We start from the raw sequence: 15,308 nt of genomic DNA, 5'->3' as shown, positions 1-15,308 counted from the left end.
CCCGCCGCTTGCTTCTTGCCTTCGCCCTTCTGTTCGCCCCGCTCCAGGAAATCCCGATCGCCGCGCCGATCACGCATACCGGCGTGCGCCCGGCGATCGCGGCGACGATCGCGGGAATCGCGAGCTTCACGCGCTGGCCGCAACCGCAGGCACCGGTGCGGCTCTGCCTCGCCGGGGTGACGCAGGTCAGCGAGCGCGATTTCGCCGGGGTCGCGATTGACGGTCAGCCGGTCGCGGCGACGCGGATCGATCGCCCCGCCGCGCTGGCGACGGCGCGCTGCGCGATCCTCTATCTCGGGCGGATGCCCGTGCCGGCCGCGCAGCGACTGATCTGGGCAAGCTACGGCCGCGCCATTCTGACGATCGCCGAGGATGATCCGGAATGCCGCGGCGGGGCGATGTTCTGTCTGCGTGACGAGCCTGCGGCGGTGCGCTTCCTGCTCAATCTCGATGCGATCTCGCGCGGGGCGGTGAAGGTCGATCCGCGCGTGCTGCGGCTGACGCGAGGTGCGCATTGAGCGCCGAGCGGCTTCCGACATTGGGCCGCGCGCTGGCGCGCGTCCAGCAGCGCACGATGCTGCTGACCTTGCTGCTCGCGCTGGCCGGCAGCCTGCTCAGCGGCGTGCTGATGGTCGACAGCTATGTGCGGCAGAATATGCGGCTGATCGGCCAGCTCGCCGGGTACAGCGTCGAGCCGGCGGTGGTGTTTCACGATCAGACCGCGATCGACGATGCGATCCGCCCGCTGCTGACGCGTGGTGACGGGGTGCGCGCGGTGGTGGTGACTGCGGGCGGCCTGCGGGTCGAGGTGCGCCACCCGGAAGACGAGGCGCGTAGCACGATCGGATCGCTCAAGGATCGCACCGCCGCGCTGTTGTGGCCCGAGCCGGCGATCACGCGGATCGATCACGCCGGGCGCCCGATCGGCGACGTGCGCGTCTATGCCGGGCTCGGCGGGCTCGATGGGTATCTCATGCTCGGCTTTGCCGACGGGGTGGGCGCGCTGATGCTCGCGGTGCTGCTCACCTATCCGATGGTCCGCCGGCTCCACCGCCGCATCGCCGAGCCGATCGGGGCGATCGCCGCGATCGCGCACCGCGTCCAGACCGAGCGCGCGCTGCACTTGCGCGCGCCGCGCGCGCCGATCGCCGAGATCGATTCGCTCGGGCACGATTTCAACGCGCTGCTGGCGGAGCTCGAAGGCTGGCAGGCGCATCTGGCGCGCGAGAACGAAACACTGGCGCATCGCGCGATGCACGATCCGCTGACCGGGCTTGCCAATCGCGTGGTGCTGGAGGAGCGGCTGGCGAGCGAGCTCAAACTGGCTGCCGCCGCCGAGGCGGGGTTGGGCGTGCTCTATATCGATGCCAATCGCTTCAAGGAGATCAACGATCAGTTCGGCCATGCCGCGGGCGATCGTCTGCTGATCGAGATCGCCGCCCGGTTGCGCGGCGCATTGCGCCAGTCCGATCTCGCGGCGCGCGTGGGGGGCGACGAATTCGCGGTGCTGATCGCGCCGCCGGCCGGCCCGGACGAGACGCAGGCGCTCGCTGCGCGCATTCGCGCGACGATGACGCCGCCGTTGGTGTTGCCGGGCGGCGAGCGGATCGCGGTCTCGATCAGCCTCGGCGCCGCCAATTTCCCCGAGGACGGTCGCGACATCGCGACGTTGCTCAACGCCGCCGACCGCGCGATGTATGCCGACAAACGCGCGGCGCCGGCGCCGACGATCGCCGTGGTGCGCCAATCCTATAAACCGAGCTGACCCGAACGGATCGAGCCCCGCCGATCCGCAGAAGATTGCCCAAGCCCGTCAGCGGCTTATATGAGCCTCAGTTCAGGAGGCAGAAGATGACCCACCGATATCTGCTCCTTCCGGCGCTGGCGTTGATCGCCGGCTGCCAGACGGTGCAGCCCGCGCCCACGCGCGGCTTCTCGCCGGCGCAGCAGGCGACGCTGCAGGAGAATGGTTTCAAGCCGTCGGGCGACAATTGGGAGTTCGGCCTGGCCGATCGATTGCTGTTCGCGAGCGACAGCGCCAACCTGCTCGACGATCAGCGCGTCGCTTTGTCGCATACCGCCGCCGCGCTCGCCAAAGTGGACATTCACGGCGCACGGGTGGAGGGGCACACCGATCGCACCGGATCGGCGACCTACAACGAGGCGCTGTCGCTCAAGCGCGCGACGGCGGTCGCCGATGCCTTGCGCGCCGGGGGACTCGACGGCGACCGGCTGGTCGTGCGCGGGCTGGGCGCGCGCTATCCGGTGATGAGCAACATCACCGCCGCGGGGCGGACCGAGAACCGGCGCGTCGTGATCATCGTTTCGCCGGACGACGCCCGGCCGGCGGCGCCCCCACCTTCCGGTGCGGTGCGTTAGTTAAAGCAGGGTCGCCCAATCCCGTTCGCCCGTCGACAAGCTCGGGGCGAACGGATCAGATTTTGCGCGAGATGCTTGGTCTTGGCTCATTCCCCGCCGGTGCTGGCGCGGATGACGAGGCGGACCGGGCATTCGATCCGCCGGCGGGCGTGCGGCGAATCGCGCACCAGCGCCTGCACCGCGCGGACCGCCATGTCGACGACCGGCTGGCTGACCGTCGTCAGCGAGGGCCAGGCGAAGCTCGACGCATCGCTGTCATCGAACCCGGCGACCGCGAGGTCCTTCGGCACGCGCAGCCCGTTTTCATGCGCATAGCCGAGCACGCCGAGCGCGAGTTCGTCGTTGAAGGTGAAGATCGCCGAAATGTCGGGAGCGTCCTTCAGCAACTGCCCCGTGGTGCGATAGCCGGTGGCGGGGAAGGTGCCGTCCCACAGCATCTTGCTGGCGGTGACGTCGCTCGCGCTCCCGCCGAGCGCGCAAACCGCGGCGATCAGCGCGTCGCGGCGCGTCGCGCTCGAGGCGAAGTTGGACGGGCCGTTGATGACGCCGAAGCGGCGATGCCCTTTTTCCCACAAATGCCGGGCAAGCTGGGAAACCCCGTCCGCATCGTGCGCGAACACGGCGACCGAGCGATCGGGGTCGAGCATCGGCGAGATCCGCACGTAGCGTACGCCGTCGCGCTCCAGCGCGTCGAGGAGCGCCAGATCGTCGCACAGGGGCGGGGGCAGGATCATCCCGTCGCAGCGGGTCTGGCGCAAGGTGCGCTCGTAATGATCGGCCGCGACCGGGTTGCGCTGGTCAAATTCCTCGGTGACGAGATGATAGCCGAGCGCGCGGCAGGCACGCGCCGCGCCGCGCGCCAGCTCGCTATAATAAAGGCTCGCCGTATCGGCGACGAAGGTGCCGATCAGATAGGATTGCGAGGCAGCGAGCGATCGGGCGGCGAGGTTGAGCTGGAACCCGGTCTCCGCGATCACCGCCTTGACGCGCTCGCGCGTCGTATCGCGGACCGAAGGATGCTCGTTGACGACGCGCGACACCGTCTTGGCCGAAACGCCAGCGCGCTCGGCAACATCGGCTAGTGTCGCAGCCCTCCGAGCGTCTTCGTTTTTCACCGACGCAGTTAAATGGCCGGACCGGGCCAAGTCCAGCAGGATTGTTACGTGACGTAAATTTAATCTAGGTTAGTAAACGGACTGTCGCGGCCGCGACTAATGATCGTGGGCGTGCCCGTGCAGCGCTTCCAGCACTTCATCGGTCCGCGCCGGATCGCCGATCGCGAGTACCTGTCCGGCGCTGGCGGCGGTCAGCGGATCGCCGTGCCAGTCGCACATCCGCCCGCCCGCGCCCTCCACGATCGGTGCGAGCGCGGCGAAGTCGTAAAGCGCCAGCCCCGCTTCGCACACCAGATCGAGATGCCCCGCGGCGACCAGGCCGTAATTATAGCAATCGCCGCCATAGACCGGCCCCTGCCGGGCATGGCCGCCGGAGACCGCTGCGACCAACGCCAGGAACGCATCCGCCTCCTCCCCGCTGAACGCATGCGGGCTGGTGGTGGCGAGCAGCGCGCCTTCCAGCGTGGCGCAGGCGCGGGTACGCACCGCGCGGCCGTTGAGTGTCGTCGGCTGCCCCGCCGCGCCGAGCCAGCGTTCGCGCTGGATCGGCTGATCGATGATGCCGAGGACCGGCCAGCCGTCCTCGACCAAAGCGATCAGCGTCCCGAAAATCGCGCGGCCGGCGGTGAAGCTGCGGGTGCCGTCGATCGGATCGAGCACCCATTGGCGGCCGGTGACGCCGTCCTTCACGCCATATTCCTCGCCGACGATCCCGTCGCCCGAGCGCTCGGCGTCGAGGATGCGGCGCATCGCCGTCTCCGCCGCGCGATCGGCGAGGGTGACCGGCGAATGATCCTCCTTGATCTCCACCCCGTGCTCGGTGCGGAAATAGGGGCGGATCGCCTCGCCCGCCGCATCGGCGAGGCGCAGCGCAAGATCGATATCGGTCTGACGGATCGGCATGCTACGTGCCTATCGCACCGCGCGCGTTCGCGCTAGAATAGGGCAGAAATTCAGGAGATATCAGATGCGCCTGTTGCCGTTGTTCGCCGCGCTGGCGATCGCCGCCCCGGTCAGCGCCGCTTTGGCGCCGGGGGCCAAGGCGCCCGATTTCACGACGCGTGGCGCGATGGCGGGCAAGGTGGTGAAGATCAGCCTCGCCGAGCAGCTGCGCCACGGCCCGGTGGTGCTGTATTTCTTCCCGGCGGCGTTCACGCCGGGCTGCAATGCCGAGGCGCGCGCCTTTGCCGAGAGCCTGGAGTCGTTCCGCGCGGCGGGTGCGACGGTCATCGGCATGTCGGCGGATTCGGTGGAAGACCTGCAGAAATTCTCGTCGAGCGAATGCGCCGGGAAGTTCGCGGTGGGGAGCGCCGGCCCGCGCGTGGTAAAGGATTATGACGTTGCCTTGCCGCGCATGATGAACGGTCGGAACATAACAAACCGGACAAGTTACGTGATCGACCGCAAGGGGCGGGTCGTCTTTGTCCATAGTGATATGAATCCTAAGGAACATATTTCGTCGACGCTGGAGGCGGTGCGCAAGCTAAAGGCGGGCTGATCGGTGGTCACCACTTCTTAGCGCTTTGGCGATAAGCGCCGGTCGCAGGAGCTGATCGATCCACATGCGTCAGGCATCGTGGAAGCAGGGGGAATGGAACGGTGGGCGTCATTGGTACGCAGCGAATCCTGGAGAGCGAGGCGTCGCCCGGGCTGTTCGAGCGTATCGGCCGATTCCTTGCCGAACAGCGGCTTAGCCCCGAACCGGCGCATTATACCTTCGCCTATCACGTCATGAGCGACCCCGAAGGGCCGCTGGCGCGCGCGGTCGAGACGCTGACCGACGGCGGGGTGCGGCTGTCGCGCAAGGATATCGTATCGCTCGGCGGCGAGGCGGTGGCCGGGCCGACGGTGGAACTCGTCGCCCCGGCGCCGGCGCGCAATACGGCGCCCGAGGAGGAGCAGCCCAATCCCGCCGCGCTGATCGACCGGGCGAAGGAGCATGTCGACGATTTCGCCGACACGGTGCGCGCGATCCATGTCGAGACGCGCGGCTTCGGGCGTGACATCGCCGCCAGCGCCGCGGCGATGCGCCGGCAGGGCGCGGTCGAGGGGATGGACGAGATCGCGCGGCTGACCGGCGCGATGCTCGATCGCGTGCGTCAGGCCGAGGCGCGGCTCGAGGCGGCGACGCGCGAGACCGAGGCATTGCGCAGCGCGCTCGATGAGGCGCGCGACAGCGCGCGGCACGATCCGCTGACCGAGCTTGCCAACCGCCGCGCGTTCGACGAGGCCTATGCCGCGCTCGTCCCCGGCACCGCGGTGGTCGTGGCGGTGTGCGACATCGATTATTTCAAGCGCATCAACGATCGGTTCGGCCATGCGGTGGGCGATCGCGTGCTCAAGGCGATCAGCCAGACGCTCGTCGCGGAATGCGAGGGGCATCTCGTCGCGCGCGTCGGGGGCGAGGAATTCGCGATCCTGTTCGTCGGCATCGCGCTCGAGGAAGCGTGCGCGATCGTCGAGCGCGCGCGCGCCGCGATCGCCGCGCGGCGGCTGCGGTTGCGCGCGACCGACGCCTTCATCGGCGCGATCACCATTTCCGCCGGGCTTACCTGCGCCACCGGGGCGGAGCAGCAGGAGGAGGCGCTGGCCCGCGCCGACGCCGCGCTCTACGCCGCCAAACATGCCGGGCGGAACCGCGTGGATATCGCGCCGTAAGTTGGCGAAATGCGCCACTGGCGCGCGGTGAATATTGCCATCATTCCCGCGGGCGTCAGCTAAGCTATTGATTTATTTAGGCCAGAAAAACTGGCACGGCTCGTGCAATTCCCGTGGCATCCGCCGCCGGATCGACCGGCGGCCACCACAAAGGGAATTGGATCATGACCGACCGTTTCGTCTCCGCCCGCGCTTATGCCTTCAGCTTCGTCGGCGCCGTGCTCGTCGCCGCGCTGATGGTCAGCGCCGCCGTCCCCGTGATGCCGATCGCCTGATCGCTGCGACCCCGACACCTCTAACAGGAGAGCAATCATGTATCGCCCCTTCGCTTTCGGCTTCGCCTCCTTCGCCACCGCCGCGCTGCTGATCTACGTCAATGCCGTGAGCACCGTCGTCGCCTGATCGGCGAACGACGGCGCTCACCGACCCACCGGCAGATCCTTGAACGCAGCGTCCTTGTCGACGCGGATCTCGCCGGGCAGACCGAGCACGCGCTCGGCGATGATGTTCTTCAAAATCTCATCGGTGCCGCCGGCGATGCGCAGCCCCGGCCCGTTCATCACCGCGGACTGGAACAGCCCCTTGAGCGGCAACAGCGCGGGATCGTTGATGATCCCGTACTGATCCTCCGCCTCGACCGCGGCATTGCCCAGATCCTGCAGCTGGTTGGCGGCGATGATCTTGCCGATCGAGCTTTCCGGCCCCGGGGTCTGCCCGCGGCTCAGCGCGGTGATCGTGCGCATCCGCGTGTTGCGCAGCCCCTCGGCCTGGACATACCAATCGGCTAGCCGCTGGCGGAATGCCGGGTCGCGGATCAGCGGCCCGTCCGCCGCATCGAGTTCCCGTGCGAGCGCGAGGATATCCTTCGGCCCCGCGCCCCCGCCGCCACCCACCGCGAGCCGCTCGTTCATCAGCGTGACGAGCGCGACCTTCCACCCGTCGTCGACCGCGCCGAGCCGCTGCGCATCGGGAATGCGGACGTCGGTGAAATAGATTTCGTTGAAATTGGACCCGCCCGACATCTGGTGGATCGGCCTGATCTCGATCCCCGGCGCGCGGAGATCGAGCCAGAACATCGTCAGCCCCTTGTGCTTGGGCAGATCGATGTTGGTGCGGACGAGAACGATCCCGAAATCGGAATAATGCGCGCCGGAGGTCCACACCTTCTGGCCGTTGACCACCCAGTCGCTGCCGTCGCGCACCGCGCGGGTACGGATCGCCGCGACGTCCGATCCGCCGGCGGGCTCGGAGAATAATTGCGACCAGATTTCCTCGCCGCGCAGCGCGGGGCCGACGAAGCGGCGCTTGGTCGCATCGTCGGCAAAGGCCATTACGGTCGGCACGCACATCCCGAGCCCGATCGTGAAATAACCGTATTGGACCGGGAATTTGGCTTCCTCCTGCCCGAAGATCACGCTCTGGATCGGGGTGCCCCCGCCGCCGCCCCATTCCTTGGGCCAAGTGATCTGGGCATAGCCGGCCGCCGCCTTGCGCGCCTGCCAGCTTTTCGCTGCGGCCATATCGTCGGCGTGGGCGATCGCCTTGTGTTCGGCGACATTGGTTTCGAGCCAGGCGCGCGCGGCGGCGCGATAGGCGGCTTCTTCCGGGGTGTCGTTGAAGTCCATCGTTCCTCTCCCCTCAGGCCGCGTTGCGTGTTTCGAGCTGGCTCACCAGCCGCTCGCGCCACGTCGCGGGGGCGCCCGCGACGAGGCTCAACTGGCGCGAGCGCCGATAATAGAGGTGCGGGTCCGCCTCCCAGGTGAAGCCGATTCCACCGTGGGTCTGGATATTCTCCTTCGACGCGAACCAGAAAGCGTCGCTCGCCGCGACCCGCGCGGTGGCGGCGGCAAGCGGCAGTTCGGCCGCCGCGGTGTTGAGCGCCCAGGCGCCGTAATAAGCGTTCGACCGTGCGATCTCGTTCTTCACATAGATATCGGCGAGCTTGTGCTTGATCGCCTGATAGCCCGCGATCTGCCGCCCGAAGGCATAGCGATCGAGCGCATAGGCCTTGGCCATATCGAGGCAGCGATCGGCGCCGCCGAGTTGCTCGAACGCGAGCAGCACCGCGGCGCGATCGAACACCGCCTGCATCGCGGCAATGCCATCCTCGTCGCCGAGCCGCTCGGCCGGCGCCGCATCGAATATCAGCCGTGCCGCGGAGCGGGTCGGATCGAGCGTCTTGAGCGTCTCGGCGCTGACCCCGGCGCCCTTCTCGACCAGATAGAGCCCGTCCTTCGCCAGCACGACGATCAGATCGGCGACATCGCCGTCGGTTACCGGGATCTTCTCACCCGAAAGCGTGCCGCCGCTCGCGGTCGTGCGGATCGAGCGCGCGGTCACCGGCCCCTTGCCCTCGCTGGTGGCGAAGGCGCCGATGCACTCGCCCGCGGCGATCCGCGGCAGCCACTTCTGCTTCTGCGCCTCGGCGCCGAACAGCATCAGCGCCTCGGCGACGAAATAGACCGTCGAGGCGAACGGGATCGGCGCGCAGGCGCGGCCAAGCTCCTCCGCCAGCGCGCATAATTCGACATGGCCGAGCCCGAGCCCGCCGTAGCCTTCCGGGATCGCCGCGCCGAGCCAGCCCTGTTCGGCCACCGCGCGCCACAGCGTTTCATCATAGCCGCGCGCCGGGTCGTCGAGCACGCCGCGTACCACGCTCGCATCGCATTTCGCGGCGAGGAAGCGGCGCGCCTCCTCCTTGAGCATCTTCTGTTCGTCGGAATAATCGAAGTTCACGAGACCTCTCCTGACTTCTGTTTTCGCTCGTCCGCGGGGCGGCTCTACCGCGGCTGCATGCGGATCGCGCCGTCGAGCCGCACGTCCTCGCCGTTGAAATAGCCGTTGCGGATCATCTCCACCGCCAGCGCGGCATATTCGGGTGCGGCGCCGAGCCGCTTGGGGAAGGGCACCGACGCCGCCAGCGCCGCCTTCACCTGCGGCTTGGCGCGCGCGAGCAAGGGCGTGTCGAAAATGCCCGGCAGGATCGTGTTGATGCGGATGCCCTCGCTCATCAGGTCGCGGGCGATCGGCAAGGTCATGCCGATCACCCCGGCCTTGGCCGAGGCATAGGCGACCTGCCCCATCTGCCCTTCCTCGCCTGCGACGCTGGCGGTGTTGACGATCGCGCCGCGCTCGCCGCCGGCGAGCGGGTCGAGCGTCATCATCCCCGCCGCCGCGCCGACGATGCAGCGGAAACTGCCGATCAGATTGAGCTCGATCGTCTTGATATATTTGTCGATCGGATAGGGCTCGATCGCCCCGGTTTCCTTCGACCGCGCGACCGTCTTGTGCGGGCCGAAGCTGCCCCCGGCGCAATTGACCAGGATGCGTTCCTGCCCGTTCGCCGCGCGCGCGCTGGCGAACCCCGCGTCGACCGATGCCTGGTCCATCACGTCGACCGCGCAATAGGTCGCGCCGATCGCCGCCGCGGCGTCCGGGCCGATCTCCTCATTCTTGTCGAACAGCGCGACCTTCACCCCCGCCGCGCGCAACGCGCTCGCGGTGGCATGGCCGAGCCCGGAAGCCCCGCCGGTGACGATCGCCGCGATATCCGGTCCCAGCTCCACGCATCGCTCTCCCGTTTCTATTGTGGGATAACATTAGTTATGTAGAAATGCGCGTCAATAACCGCGGCAGGAGGGATGCGTGGATTATCAGACGCTGCTGGTCGAACGACGCGGCGCGGTCGACCGGGTGACGATGAACCGGGCCGATCGGCTCAATACGCTCGACGAGGTGATGATCGCCGAACTGGCGGACTATTTCGATCGAATCGCCAAGGATCGCGATTGCCGCGTGATCGTGCTCAAAGGGGCGGGACGCGCGTTTTGCGCCGGGCTCGATCTCACCGCGGCGCAGGCGGCAGCCAGCCGGCGCGATACGATCGATCGGCTCGCGCACCAGCGCAGCATCGCCGAGATCGTGATGAAGATGCGCTATTGCCCGCAGCCGATCGTCAGCCTGGTCCACGGCCCGGCATGCGGCGGCGGGTTCGCGATCGCGCTGGCGAGCGACATCCGCATCGCGGGCGAATCGGCGCGGATGAACGCCGCCTTCGTCCGCATCGGGCTGTCGGCGTGCGATATCGGGGTGAGCTATTTCCTGCCGCGGCTGGTCGGCGCGAGCGTCGCCGCCGAACTGATGCTGACCGGCGACTTCATCACCGCCGATCGCGCGCTGGCGACCGGGCTGGTCAGCCGCGCGGTGCCCGACGATCAGATGGAGGCGGCAGCCGCGCCGCTGATCGAGGCGATGCTGACCACCGCGCCTTTGGGGCTTCGGCTGACCAAGGAATGCCTGCGGATGGCGATCGACGCGCCCAGCCTCGAATCGGCGGTGGCGATGGAGGATCGCAACCAGATCCTCTGCGCGTCCGGCCCCGATTTCGAGGAAGCGATCGCGGCGTTCTTCGAGAAGCGCCGGCCCGAATATGGGGGACGATGCTAAAGCGCGATCGCCTCTCCACCGTTCGGGCTGAGCCTGTCGAAGCCCTGCACTTTTCTTCGTCGGAAGAAGTGCAGCCCTTCGACAAGCTCAGGGCGAGCGGCGGAGGTTGCGCGCTATCCCTCGCCTCACACCCGCATCGGCATCAGCACGTAGAGCGCGGGCGACTTGTCGTTCTCGCGGATCAGCGTCGGCGCGGCGGCGTCGGCGAGGTGGACTTCCACCAGATCGCCGTCGATCTGCCCCAGAATGTCGAGCAGATAGCGGCTGTTGAAGCCGATCTCGAACGGCGAGGAGACATATTCGCCCGACACCTCTTCGGCCGCGGTGCCGTTTTCCGGGCTGGTCACCGAGAGCGTCACCTTGTCGCGATCGAGCCCGACCTTCACCGCGCGGGTCTTTTCGGTGGCGATCGTCGACACGCGGTCGACGCCCTCCATGAAGCTCTTGGGGTCGATCTTGAGGATCTTGTCGTTGCCCGTCGGGATGACGCGCGAATAATCGGGGAAGGTCCCGTCGATCAGCTTGGAGGTGAGGATCGCCTGGCCGAGATCGAAGCGGATCTTGGTCGCGGACAGCGACACCCCGACCGACCCGTCGACCTCGTCGAGCAATTTGCGCAGTTCGGCGACGCATTTGCGCGGCACGATCACGTCGGGCATCCCGTCGGCGCCGTCGGGGCGCGGGATCGTCACGCGGGCGAGGCGGTGGCCGTCGGTCGCCGCGGCCTTGAGCACCGGCTGCGCGCCGTCGCTGTCCGAAACGTGGAGGAAGATGCCGTTGAGATAATAACGCGTTTCCTCGGTCGAGATGGCGAATCGCGTCTTGTCGATGATCTGCTTCAGCGCCTCGGCGGGCATTTCGAACTGGGTCGGCAGCTCGCCCTCGGCGATCACCGGAAAATCGTCGCGCGGCAGGGTGCCGAGCGAGAAGCGCGCGCGACCCGCGACGATCGCCATCCGCCCGTCGGCGGCGGAGAGCGAGACCTGCGCGCCCTCGGGCAGCTTGCGCGCAATATCGAACAACGTGTGCGCCGAAACCGTGGTCGCGCCGGGCTGTTCGACCGTCGCGGGCACGCTTTCGTTGATCTGGAGATCGAGGTCCGTCGCCATCAGCCGTAGCGCGCCTTCGGGCGTCGCCTCGAGCAGCACGTTGGACAGAATCGGAATGGTGTTCCTGCGCTCCACCACGGATTGCACATGGCTCAGCCCCTTGAGGAGCGTTGCGCGTTCGATCGTCGCCTTCATTCTATCGTCCCCCGGCCCGCCGGCAGAGGCCAGGGGCAGTTAAATTCACCCTAGCCAATGAAAAAGGGCCGGAGCAAGCGCCCCGACCCTTCTTTTCGGTGGATCGTTCGCTGTTGCGCCGATCCACGATCGCAGTCCCGGCCCGCTCCCGATCCGATTCACCCGTGAGTTGCTGTCCGTTGGGCGGCGGATAAGGAGCGGCCCGGTGTCGGATCAGAAGCGCACGCCCACGCCGGCCAGGATCTGGTGGCGATCGACGTCCACGTCGTAATTGTCGAACTTGCCGTAGTGCGAATAGCGATACTCGCCCTTGATGTAGGTGCTCGGCGTCAGATTGTATTCGAGGCCGGCACCGACGCGGTAGCCGTCCATGTTGCGATTGTCCTCGACGGTGGTCGACACGCCGTCGAAATAACGCGCGTTGATGCGGGCGTTGGTGTAGCCGCCCTTCACATAGACCATCGCCTGCGGGGAGATGACATAGCCGGCGCGCGCGCCGACATAGATGTCACGACCCGCGCGGACGCGCAGCCGGTCGCCGGTCTGGATCAGGTCGCTGGTGCGCGCCTTGGTGGTCGAACCGGTAATTTCACCGTCGATACCGAGCACGACGTTGCCGCCGACCCGCGCGTCGTAACCGATCGCGCCGCCATAGGTGAAGCCGTCGCGGCCCTCGGTCGAACCGTCCGACCCGTCGCGCAGATGATCCCACCCGACCAGCGCCTCGACACGCGGACCCGAGAAGGGGGCCTGCTCACCCTGCGCCAGAGCCGGCGTGGCGAGCGCGGCACCGATCGAAGCGGCCGCAGCGGCGAAAACGAGCTTACGCATAAAAAACTCCATTCACTAAACCGTCCCCGAAACGATTGGGGGCGCGGCGGCTATTTGGGCGTTTCCGTACGGCTTTGCATGAACCTCAGATAAACGCGGAAATCCGTTGTTTTTGCGCCACAGGGGGTTGAATCGGACCGGGATTATTCCCATCGCGACGCGGGCGAGAAAGACGTTGCGCGGCGCCCCCGCGACGGTCCAAAGACGCCGTCATGGCAGCCAATCCCGCGCCGCGGCTCGGCCGCGATTTCATCGCCCGCCACGGCGAAACCGTGTTCAACGCCGCGCGCCGGCTGCAGGGCGATGCGCCGCACACCCCGCTGACCCGCGCCGGTTTTGCCCAGGCCGAGGAAATGGGGCGAGCGTTGCGCGCCACGCTCGGCGCACGGCCGAAACTGACCTTATGGGCGTCGAGCACCGGGCGCGCGCTGCAGACGCTGGCGATCGTCGCCGAACATCTCGAGCTCGACTGGCATGACGCGCGGGTCGATCCGCGGCTCGGCGAGATCGGGATGGGGAGCTGGGGCGCGCGCTATTATGCCGATGTCGTCGGGGAGGTCGGGCCGGTGATCGACGCCCAGGGGCTGTTGCGCCCCGCGCCGGACGGCGAGGATTATCCCGCGATCGCCGCGCGCGTCTCGGGCTGGCTCGCCGATACCGACAGCGACCCCGGCGACCGGCTGGTGATCATGCACGGCATCTCCAGCCGCGTGATGCGCGGGGTGATGACCGGTGCCGCGCCCGGCGCTTATGGCGCGCCGGTGCTGCCCGGGCATCCGCAGGGCACCGTGACGATGATCGAGGGCGGGCGGGAGTCGCTGGTGCATCTTGGCGCCGGCTACGCCCCGGCGTGATCGCCGCCGCGCTCCTGCTCGCCGCGGCGGGGGTCGAGGGGCGCACGACGCTCGGCGTCTATCAGAGCTGGGCGGCGTTTCGCGATGCCGCGCCGCGGCGCTGCTTCGCGATCGCCGCGCCGATCGGGGCGGGGGCGGCGTCGCGCTGGCATCCGTTCGCGAGCGTGCTGAGCCGCTTCGGCAAGGATCGGCGCGAGGCGGTGTTCATCCGCATGAGCGCCGCGATCCGCCCCGGCGCCGCCGTGACACTGGCGATCGGCGAGCGGCGCTTCACCTTGTCGGCGCGCGATTCCGCCGCCTGGTCCCCCGACGCGGCGACCGATCACGCGATCGTCGCGGCGATGCGCGGGGCGCGCAGCATGAGCGCATCGAGCGTCGCCGCCTCGGGGCGGCCGTTCGCCGATACCTACGCCCTCGCCGGCGCGGCGACCGCGATCGACGCGGCGGCTTTGGGGTGTGCTCCTTCTTCTCCCCTCCCTTGAACAAGGGAGGGAAGTAAGAGGAGGGGAGAAGGAGGACGAATCGTCCCCCGCTGGAAAAATGGCGCAAAGTCGATTATGTGCGCGGCCATGCAGACAGCATCGGCAGCACCCATGCCCATTCCGGGGCACATCGATCCCGTGCCCGTGGCGCGTGCCCTCACGCCGCGTAGCGACGGCCGCGTCGACCTCATGGGCCTGTCGAAAGACGCGCTGCGCGAGGCACTTGCCGACGCCGGGCTGGAGCCGAAACAGGCGAAATTGCGCGCCAAGCAGATCTGGCACTGGATCTACAACCGCGGCGCCACCGATTTCGCCGCGATGACCGATATCGCCAAGGCGCAGCATCCGTGGCTCGCCGAGCGATTCGTCATCGGCCGCCCCGAGGTGGTCGAGGCGCAGGTTTCGGTCGACGGCACGCGCAAATGGCTGCTCCGCTCGGACGACGGGCAGGATTATGAGATGGTGTTCATCCCCGATGCCGATCGGGGCACCCTGTGCGTCTCCAGCCAGGTCGGCTGCACGCTCAACTGTCGTTTCTGCCACACCGGGACGATGCGGCTCGTGCGCAACCTCACCGCGGGCGAGATCGTCGGTCAGGTGATGCTCGCGCGCGACGCGCTCGGCGAATGGCCGAGCCAGCCCGAGGGGCGGATGCTGACCAACATCGTGATGATGGGGATGGGCGAGCCGCTCTACAATTTCGACAATGTCCGCGATGCCTTGCGGCTCGTGATGGACGGCGACGGGCTCGCCTTGTCGAAGCGCCGCATCACGCTTTCCACCTCCGGCGTGGTGCCGATGATGGCGCGCGCCGGCGAGGAGATCGGGGTCAACCTCGCGGTGTCGCTCCATGCCGTGACCAAGGACGTGCGCGACGAGATCGTCCCGCTCAACCGCAAATATGGCATCGACGAGCTGCTCGCCGCCTGCGCTGCCTATCCGGGGGCGAACAACGCGCGGCGGATCACGTTCGAATATGTCATGCTCAAGGACAAGAACGATTCGGACGAGGACGCGCGCGAGCTGGTGCGGCTGATCCGGCATTATCGCCTGCCGGCGAAGGTCAATCTGATCCCGTTCAACCCCTGGCCCGGCGCGCCCTACGAATGCTCGACCCCCGAGCGGATCAAGGCCTTTTCGAACATCATCTTCGAGGCGGGGATTTCCGCCCCGACGCGGACCCCGCGCGGCCGCGACATCGACGCCGCCTGCGGCCAGCTCAAGACCGCCGCGGAGAAGAAGAGCCGCGCCGAGCTCGACCGGCTGGCGGAGGAAAAGCTCGCCGCGCTCGGCTGATCT

General features: G+C 67.8%; 16 protein-coding genes. 9 read left to right on the top strand and 7 right to left on the bottom strand.

The genetic code is table 11. The annotated features are described in order from the left end of the window. The first annotated feature begins 8 nt into the window (after positions 1–8). From yfiR to yfiB, 3 genes are all read left to right on the top strand, one after another. Positions 9–518, top strand: coding sequence for a regulatory sequestration protein YfiR (yfiR, locus tag NED98_RS18090; RefSeq protein ID WP_179512483.1), 510 nt, complete (start codon positions 9–11; stop codon positions 516–518). Next, a complete protein-coding gene (gene dgcN, locus NED98_RS18085) occupies positions 515–1,765 on the top strand; it encodes a diguanylate cyclase DgcN/YfiN (protein ID WP_265313940.1) in 1,251 nt (416 codons plus the stop codon). The genes yfiR and dgcN overlap by 4 nt, the downstream gene beginning before the upstream one ends. Before the next feature lie 86 nt (positions 1,766–1,851). Then, entirely contained in the window at positions 1,852–2,379 is a 528-nt protein-coding gene (yfiB, locus tag NED98_RS18080; RefSeq protein WP_179512481.1) for an outer membrane lipoprotein YfiB, read from the top strand. An 86-nt stretch (positions 2,380–2,465) separates the two neighbouring features. Here the strand turns inward: yfiB and NED98_RS18075 are convergent, their stop codons facing one another. Then, on the bottom strand, positions 2,466–3,494 hold the full coding sequence (locus tag NED98_RS18075) for a LacI family DNA-binding transcriptional regulator (protein ID WP_265313939.1): 1,029 nt from the start codon (positions 3,492–3,494) through the stop codon (positions 2,466–2,468). 96 nt (positions 3,495–3,590) lie between these two features. Next, positions 3,591–4,397, bottom strand: a complete 807-nt coding sequence (locus NED98_RS18070) for an inositol monophosphatase family protein (RefSeq protein WP_265313938.1) — start codon at positions 4,395–4,397, stop codon at positions 3,591–3,593. A 64-nt stretch (positions 4,398–4,461) separates the two neighbouring features. On the opposite strand from NED98_RS18070, the gene NED98_RS18065 reads away from it, so the two are divergent. Both NED98_RS18065 and NED98_RS18060 read left to right on the top strand, forming a co-directional pair. Further along, positions 4,462–4,992 carry a peroxiredoxin gene (locus NED98_RS18065; RefSeq protein WP_265270987.1) on the top strand — a complete coding sequence of 177 codons (531 nt, stop codon included), beginning with the start codon at positions 4,462–4,464 and terminating at the stop codon, positions 4,990–4,992. A 101-nt stretch (positions 4,993–5,093) separates the two neighbouring features. After that, the gene (locus tag NED98_RS18060; protein WP_265313937.1) at positions 5,094–6,152 is read left to right on the top strand and encodes a GGDEF domain-containing protein; all 1,059 of its coding nucleotides are present in this window, start codon (positions 5,094–5,096) and stop codon (positions 6,150–6,152) included. A 419-nt stretch (positions 6,153–6,571) separates the two neighbouring features. On the opposite strand, the gene NED98_RS18055 is transcribed toward NED98_RS18060, so the two are convergent. From NED98_RS18055 to NED98_RS18045, 3 genes are read right to left on the bottom strand one after another with little or no spacing between them, the layout of a single operon-like run. Next, entirely contained in the window at positions 6,572–7,777 is a 1,206-nt protein-coding gene (locus tag NED98_RS18055; protein WP_265313935.1) for an acyl-CoA dehydrogenase family protein, read from the bottom strand. A 13-nt stretch (positions 7,778–7,790) separates the two neighbouring features. Then, positions 7,791–8,888, bottom strand: coding sequence for an acyl-CoA dehydrogenase family protein (locus tag NED98_RS23310; protein WP_265313934.1), 1,098 nt, complete (start codon positions 8,886–8,888; stop codon positions 7,791–7,793). A 44-nt stretch (positions 8,889–8,932) separates the two neighbouring features. Beyond that, the gene (locus tag NED98_RS18045) at positions 8,933–9,718 is read right to left on the bottom strand and encodes an SDR family NAD(P)-dependent oxidoreductase (RefSeq protein WP_265313933.1); all 786 of its coding nucleotides are present in this window, start codon (positions 9,716–9,718) and stop codon (positions 8,933–8,935) included. 79 nt (positions 9,719–9,797) lie between these two features. Here NED98_RS18045 and NED98_RS18040 point away from each other — a divergent pair, with 79 nt between their 5' ends. Beyond that, on the top strand, positions 9,798–10,598 hold the full coding sequence (locus tag NED98_RS18040) for an enoyl-CoA hydratase/isomerase family protein (RefSeq protein WP_265313932.1): 801 nt from the start codon (positions 9,798–9,800) through the stop codon (positions 10,596–10,598). Positions 10,599–10,723: 125 nt separating this feature from the next. On the opposite strand, the gene dnaN is transcribed toward NED98_RS18040, so the two are convergent. Together dnaN and NED98_RS18030 are read right to left on the bottom strand one after the other, a co-directional pair. Then, complete coding sequence (gene dnaN, locus NED98_RS18035; RefSeq protein ID WP_179512474.1) at positions 10,724–11,842, bottom strand: DNA polymerase III subunit beta; 1,119 nt, start codon at positions 11,840–11,842, stop codon at positions 10,724–10,726. Positions 11,843–12,055: 213 nt separating this feature from the next. Then, positions 12,056–12,673, bottom strand: coding sequence for an outer membrane protein (locus NED98_RS18030; RefSeq protein WP_179512473.1), 618 nt, complete (start codon positions 12,671–12,673; stop codon positions 12,056–12,058). A gap of 212 nt (positions 12,674–12,885) precedes the next feature. Between NED98_RS18030 and NED98_RS18025 the strand changes: the two genes are divergently transcribed. The 3 genes from NED98_RS18025 to rlmN all read left to right on the top strand — a co-directional run bounded on the left by NED98_RS18025 (position 12,886) and on the right by rlmN (position 15,305). Then, entirely contained in the window at positions 12,886–13,527 is a 642-nt protein-coding gene (locus NED98_RS18025) for a histidine phosphatase family protein (RefSeq protein WP_265313931.1), read from the top strand. Continuing rightward, entirely contained in the window at positions 13,524–14,009 is a 486-nt protein-coding gene (locus NED98_RS18020) for a hypothetical protein (protein ID WP_265313930.1), read from the top strand. The genes NED98_RS18025 and NED98_RS18020 overlap by 4 nt, the downstream gene beginning before the upstream one ends. A 111-nt stretch (positions 14,010–14,120) precedes the next feature. Continuing rightward, positions 14,121–15,305 carry a dual-specificity RNA methyltransferase RlmN gene (gene rlmN, locus NED98_RS18015; RefSeq protein WP_179512470.1) on the top strand — a complete coding sequence of 395 codons (1,185 nt, stop codon included), beginning with the start codon at positions 14,121–14,123 and terminating at the stop codon, positions 15,303–15,305. Positions 15,306–15,308 lie beyond the last annotated feature (3 nt).

The organism is Sphingomonas lycopersici (genome assembly GCF_026130605.1).
Lineage (GTDB): Bacteria > Pseudomonadota > Alphaproteobacteria > Sphingomonadales > Sphingomonadaceae > Sphingomonas > Sphingomonas lycopersici.
Note: the sequence above shows the minus strand (reverse complement) of the source record. Positions and strands in the feature narration are given on the sequence as shown.

Excerpts from the sequence above, each read along its gene's own strand:
- yfiB (WP_179512481.1), top strand. The coding sequence starts at position 1,852 with ATGACCCACCGATATCTGCTCCTTCCGGCGCTGGCGTTGATCGCCGGC.
- NED98_RS18070 (WP_265313938.1), bottom strand. The coding sequence starts at position 4,397 with ATGCCGATCCGTCAGACCGATATCGATCTTGCGCTGCGCCTCGCCGAT.
- NED98_RS18065 (WP_265270987.1), top strand. The coding sequence starts at position 4,462 with ATGCGCCTGTTGCCGTTGTTCGCCGCGCTGGCGATCGCCGCCCCGGTC.
- NED98_RS18055 (WP_265313935.1), bottom strand. The coding sequence starts at position 7,777 with ATGGACTTCAACGACACCCCGGAAGAAGCCGCCTATCGCGCCGCCGCG.
- dnaN (WP_179512474.1), bottom strand. The coding sequence starts at position 11,842 with ATGAAGGCGACGATCGAACGCGCAACGCTCCTCAAGGGGCTGAGCCAT.
- NED98_RS18030 (WP_179512473.1), bottom strand. The coding sequence starts at position 12,673 with ATGCGTAAGCTCGTTTTCGCCGCTGCGGCCGCTTCGATCGGTGCCGCG.
- NED98_RS18025 (WP_265313931.1), top strand. The coding sequence starts at position 12,886 with ATGGCAGCCAATCCCGCGCCGCGGCTCGGCCGCGATTTCATCGCCCGC.
- rlmN (WP_179512470.1), top strand. The coding sequence starts at position 14,121 with ATGCCCATTCCGGGGCACATCGATCCCGTGCCCGTGGCGCGTGCCCTC.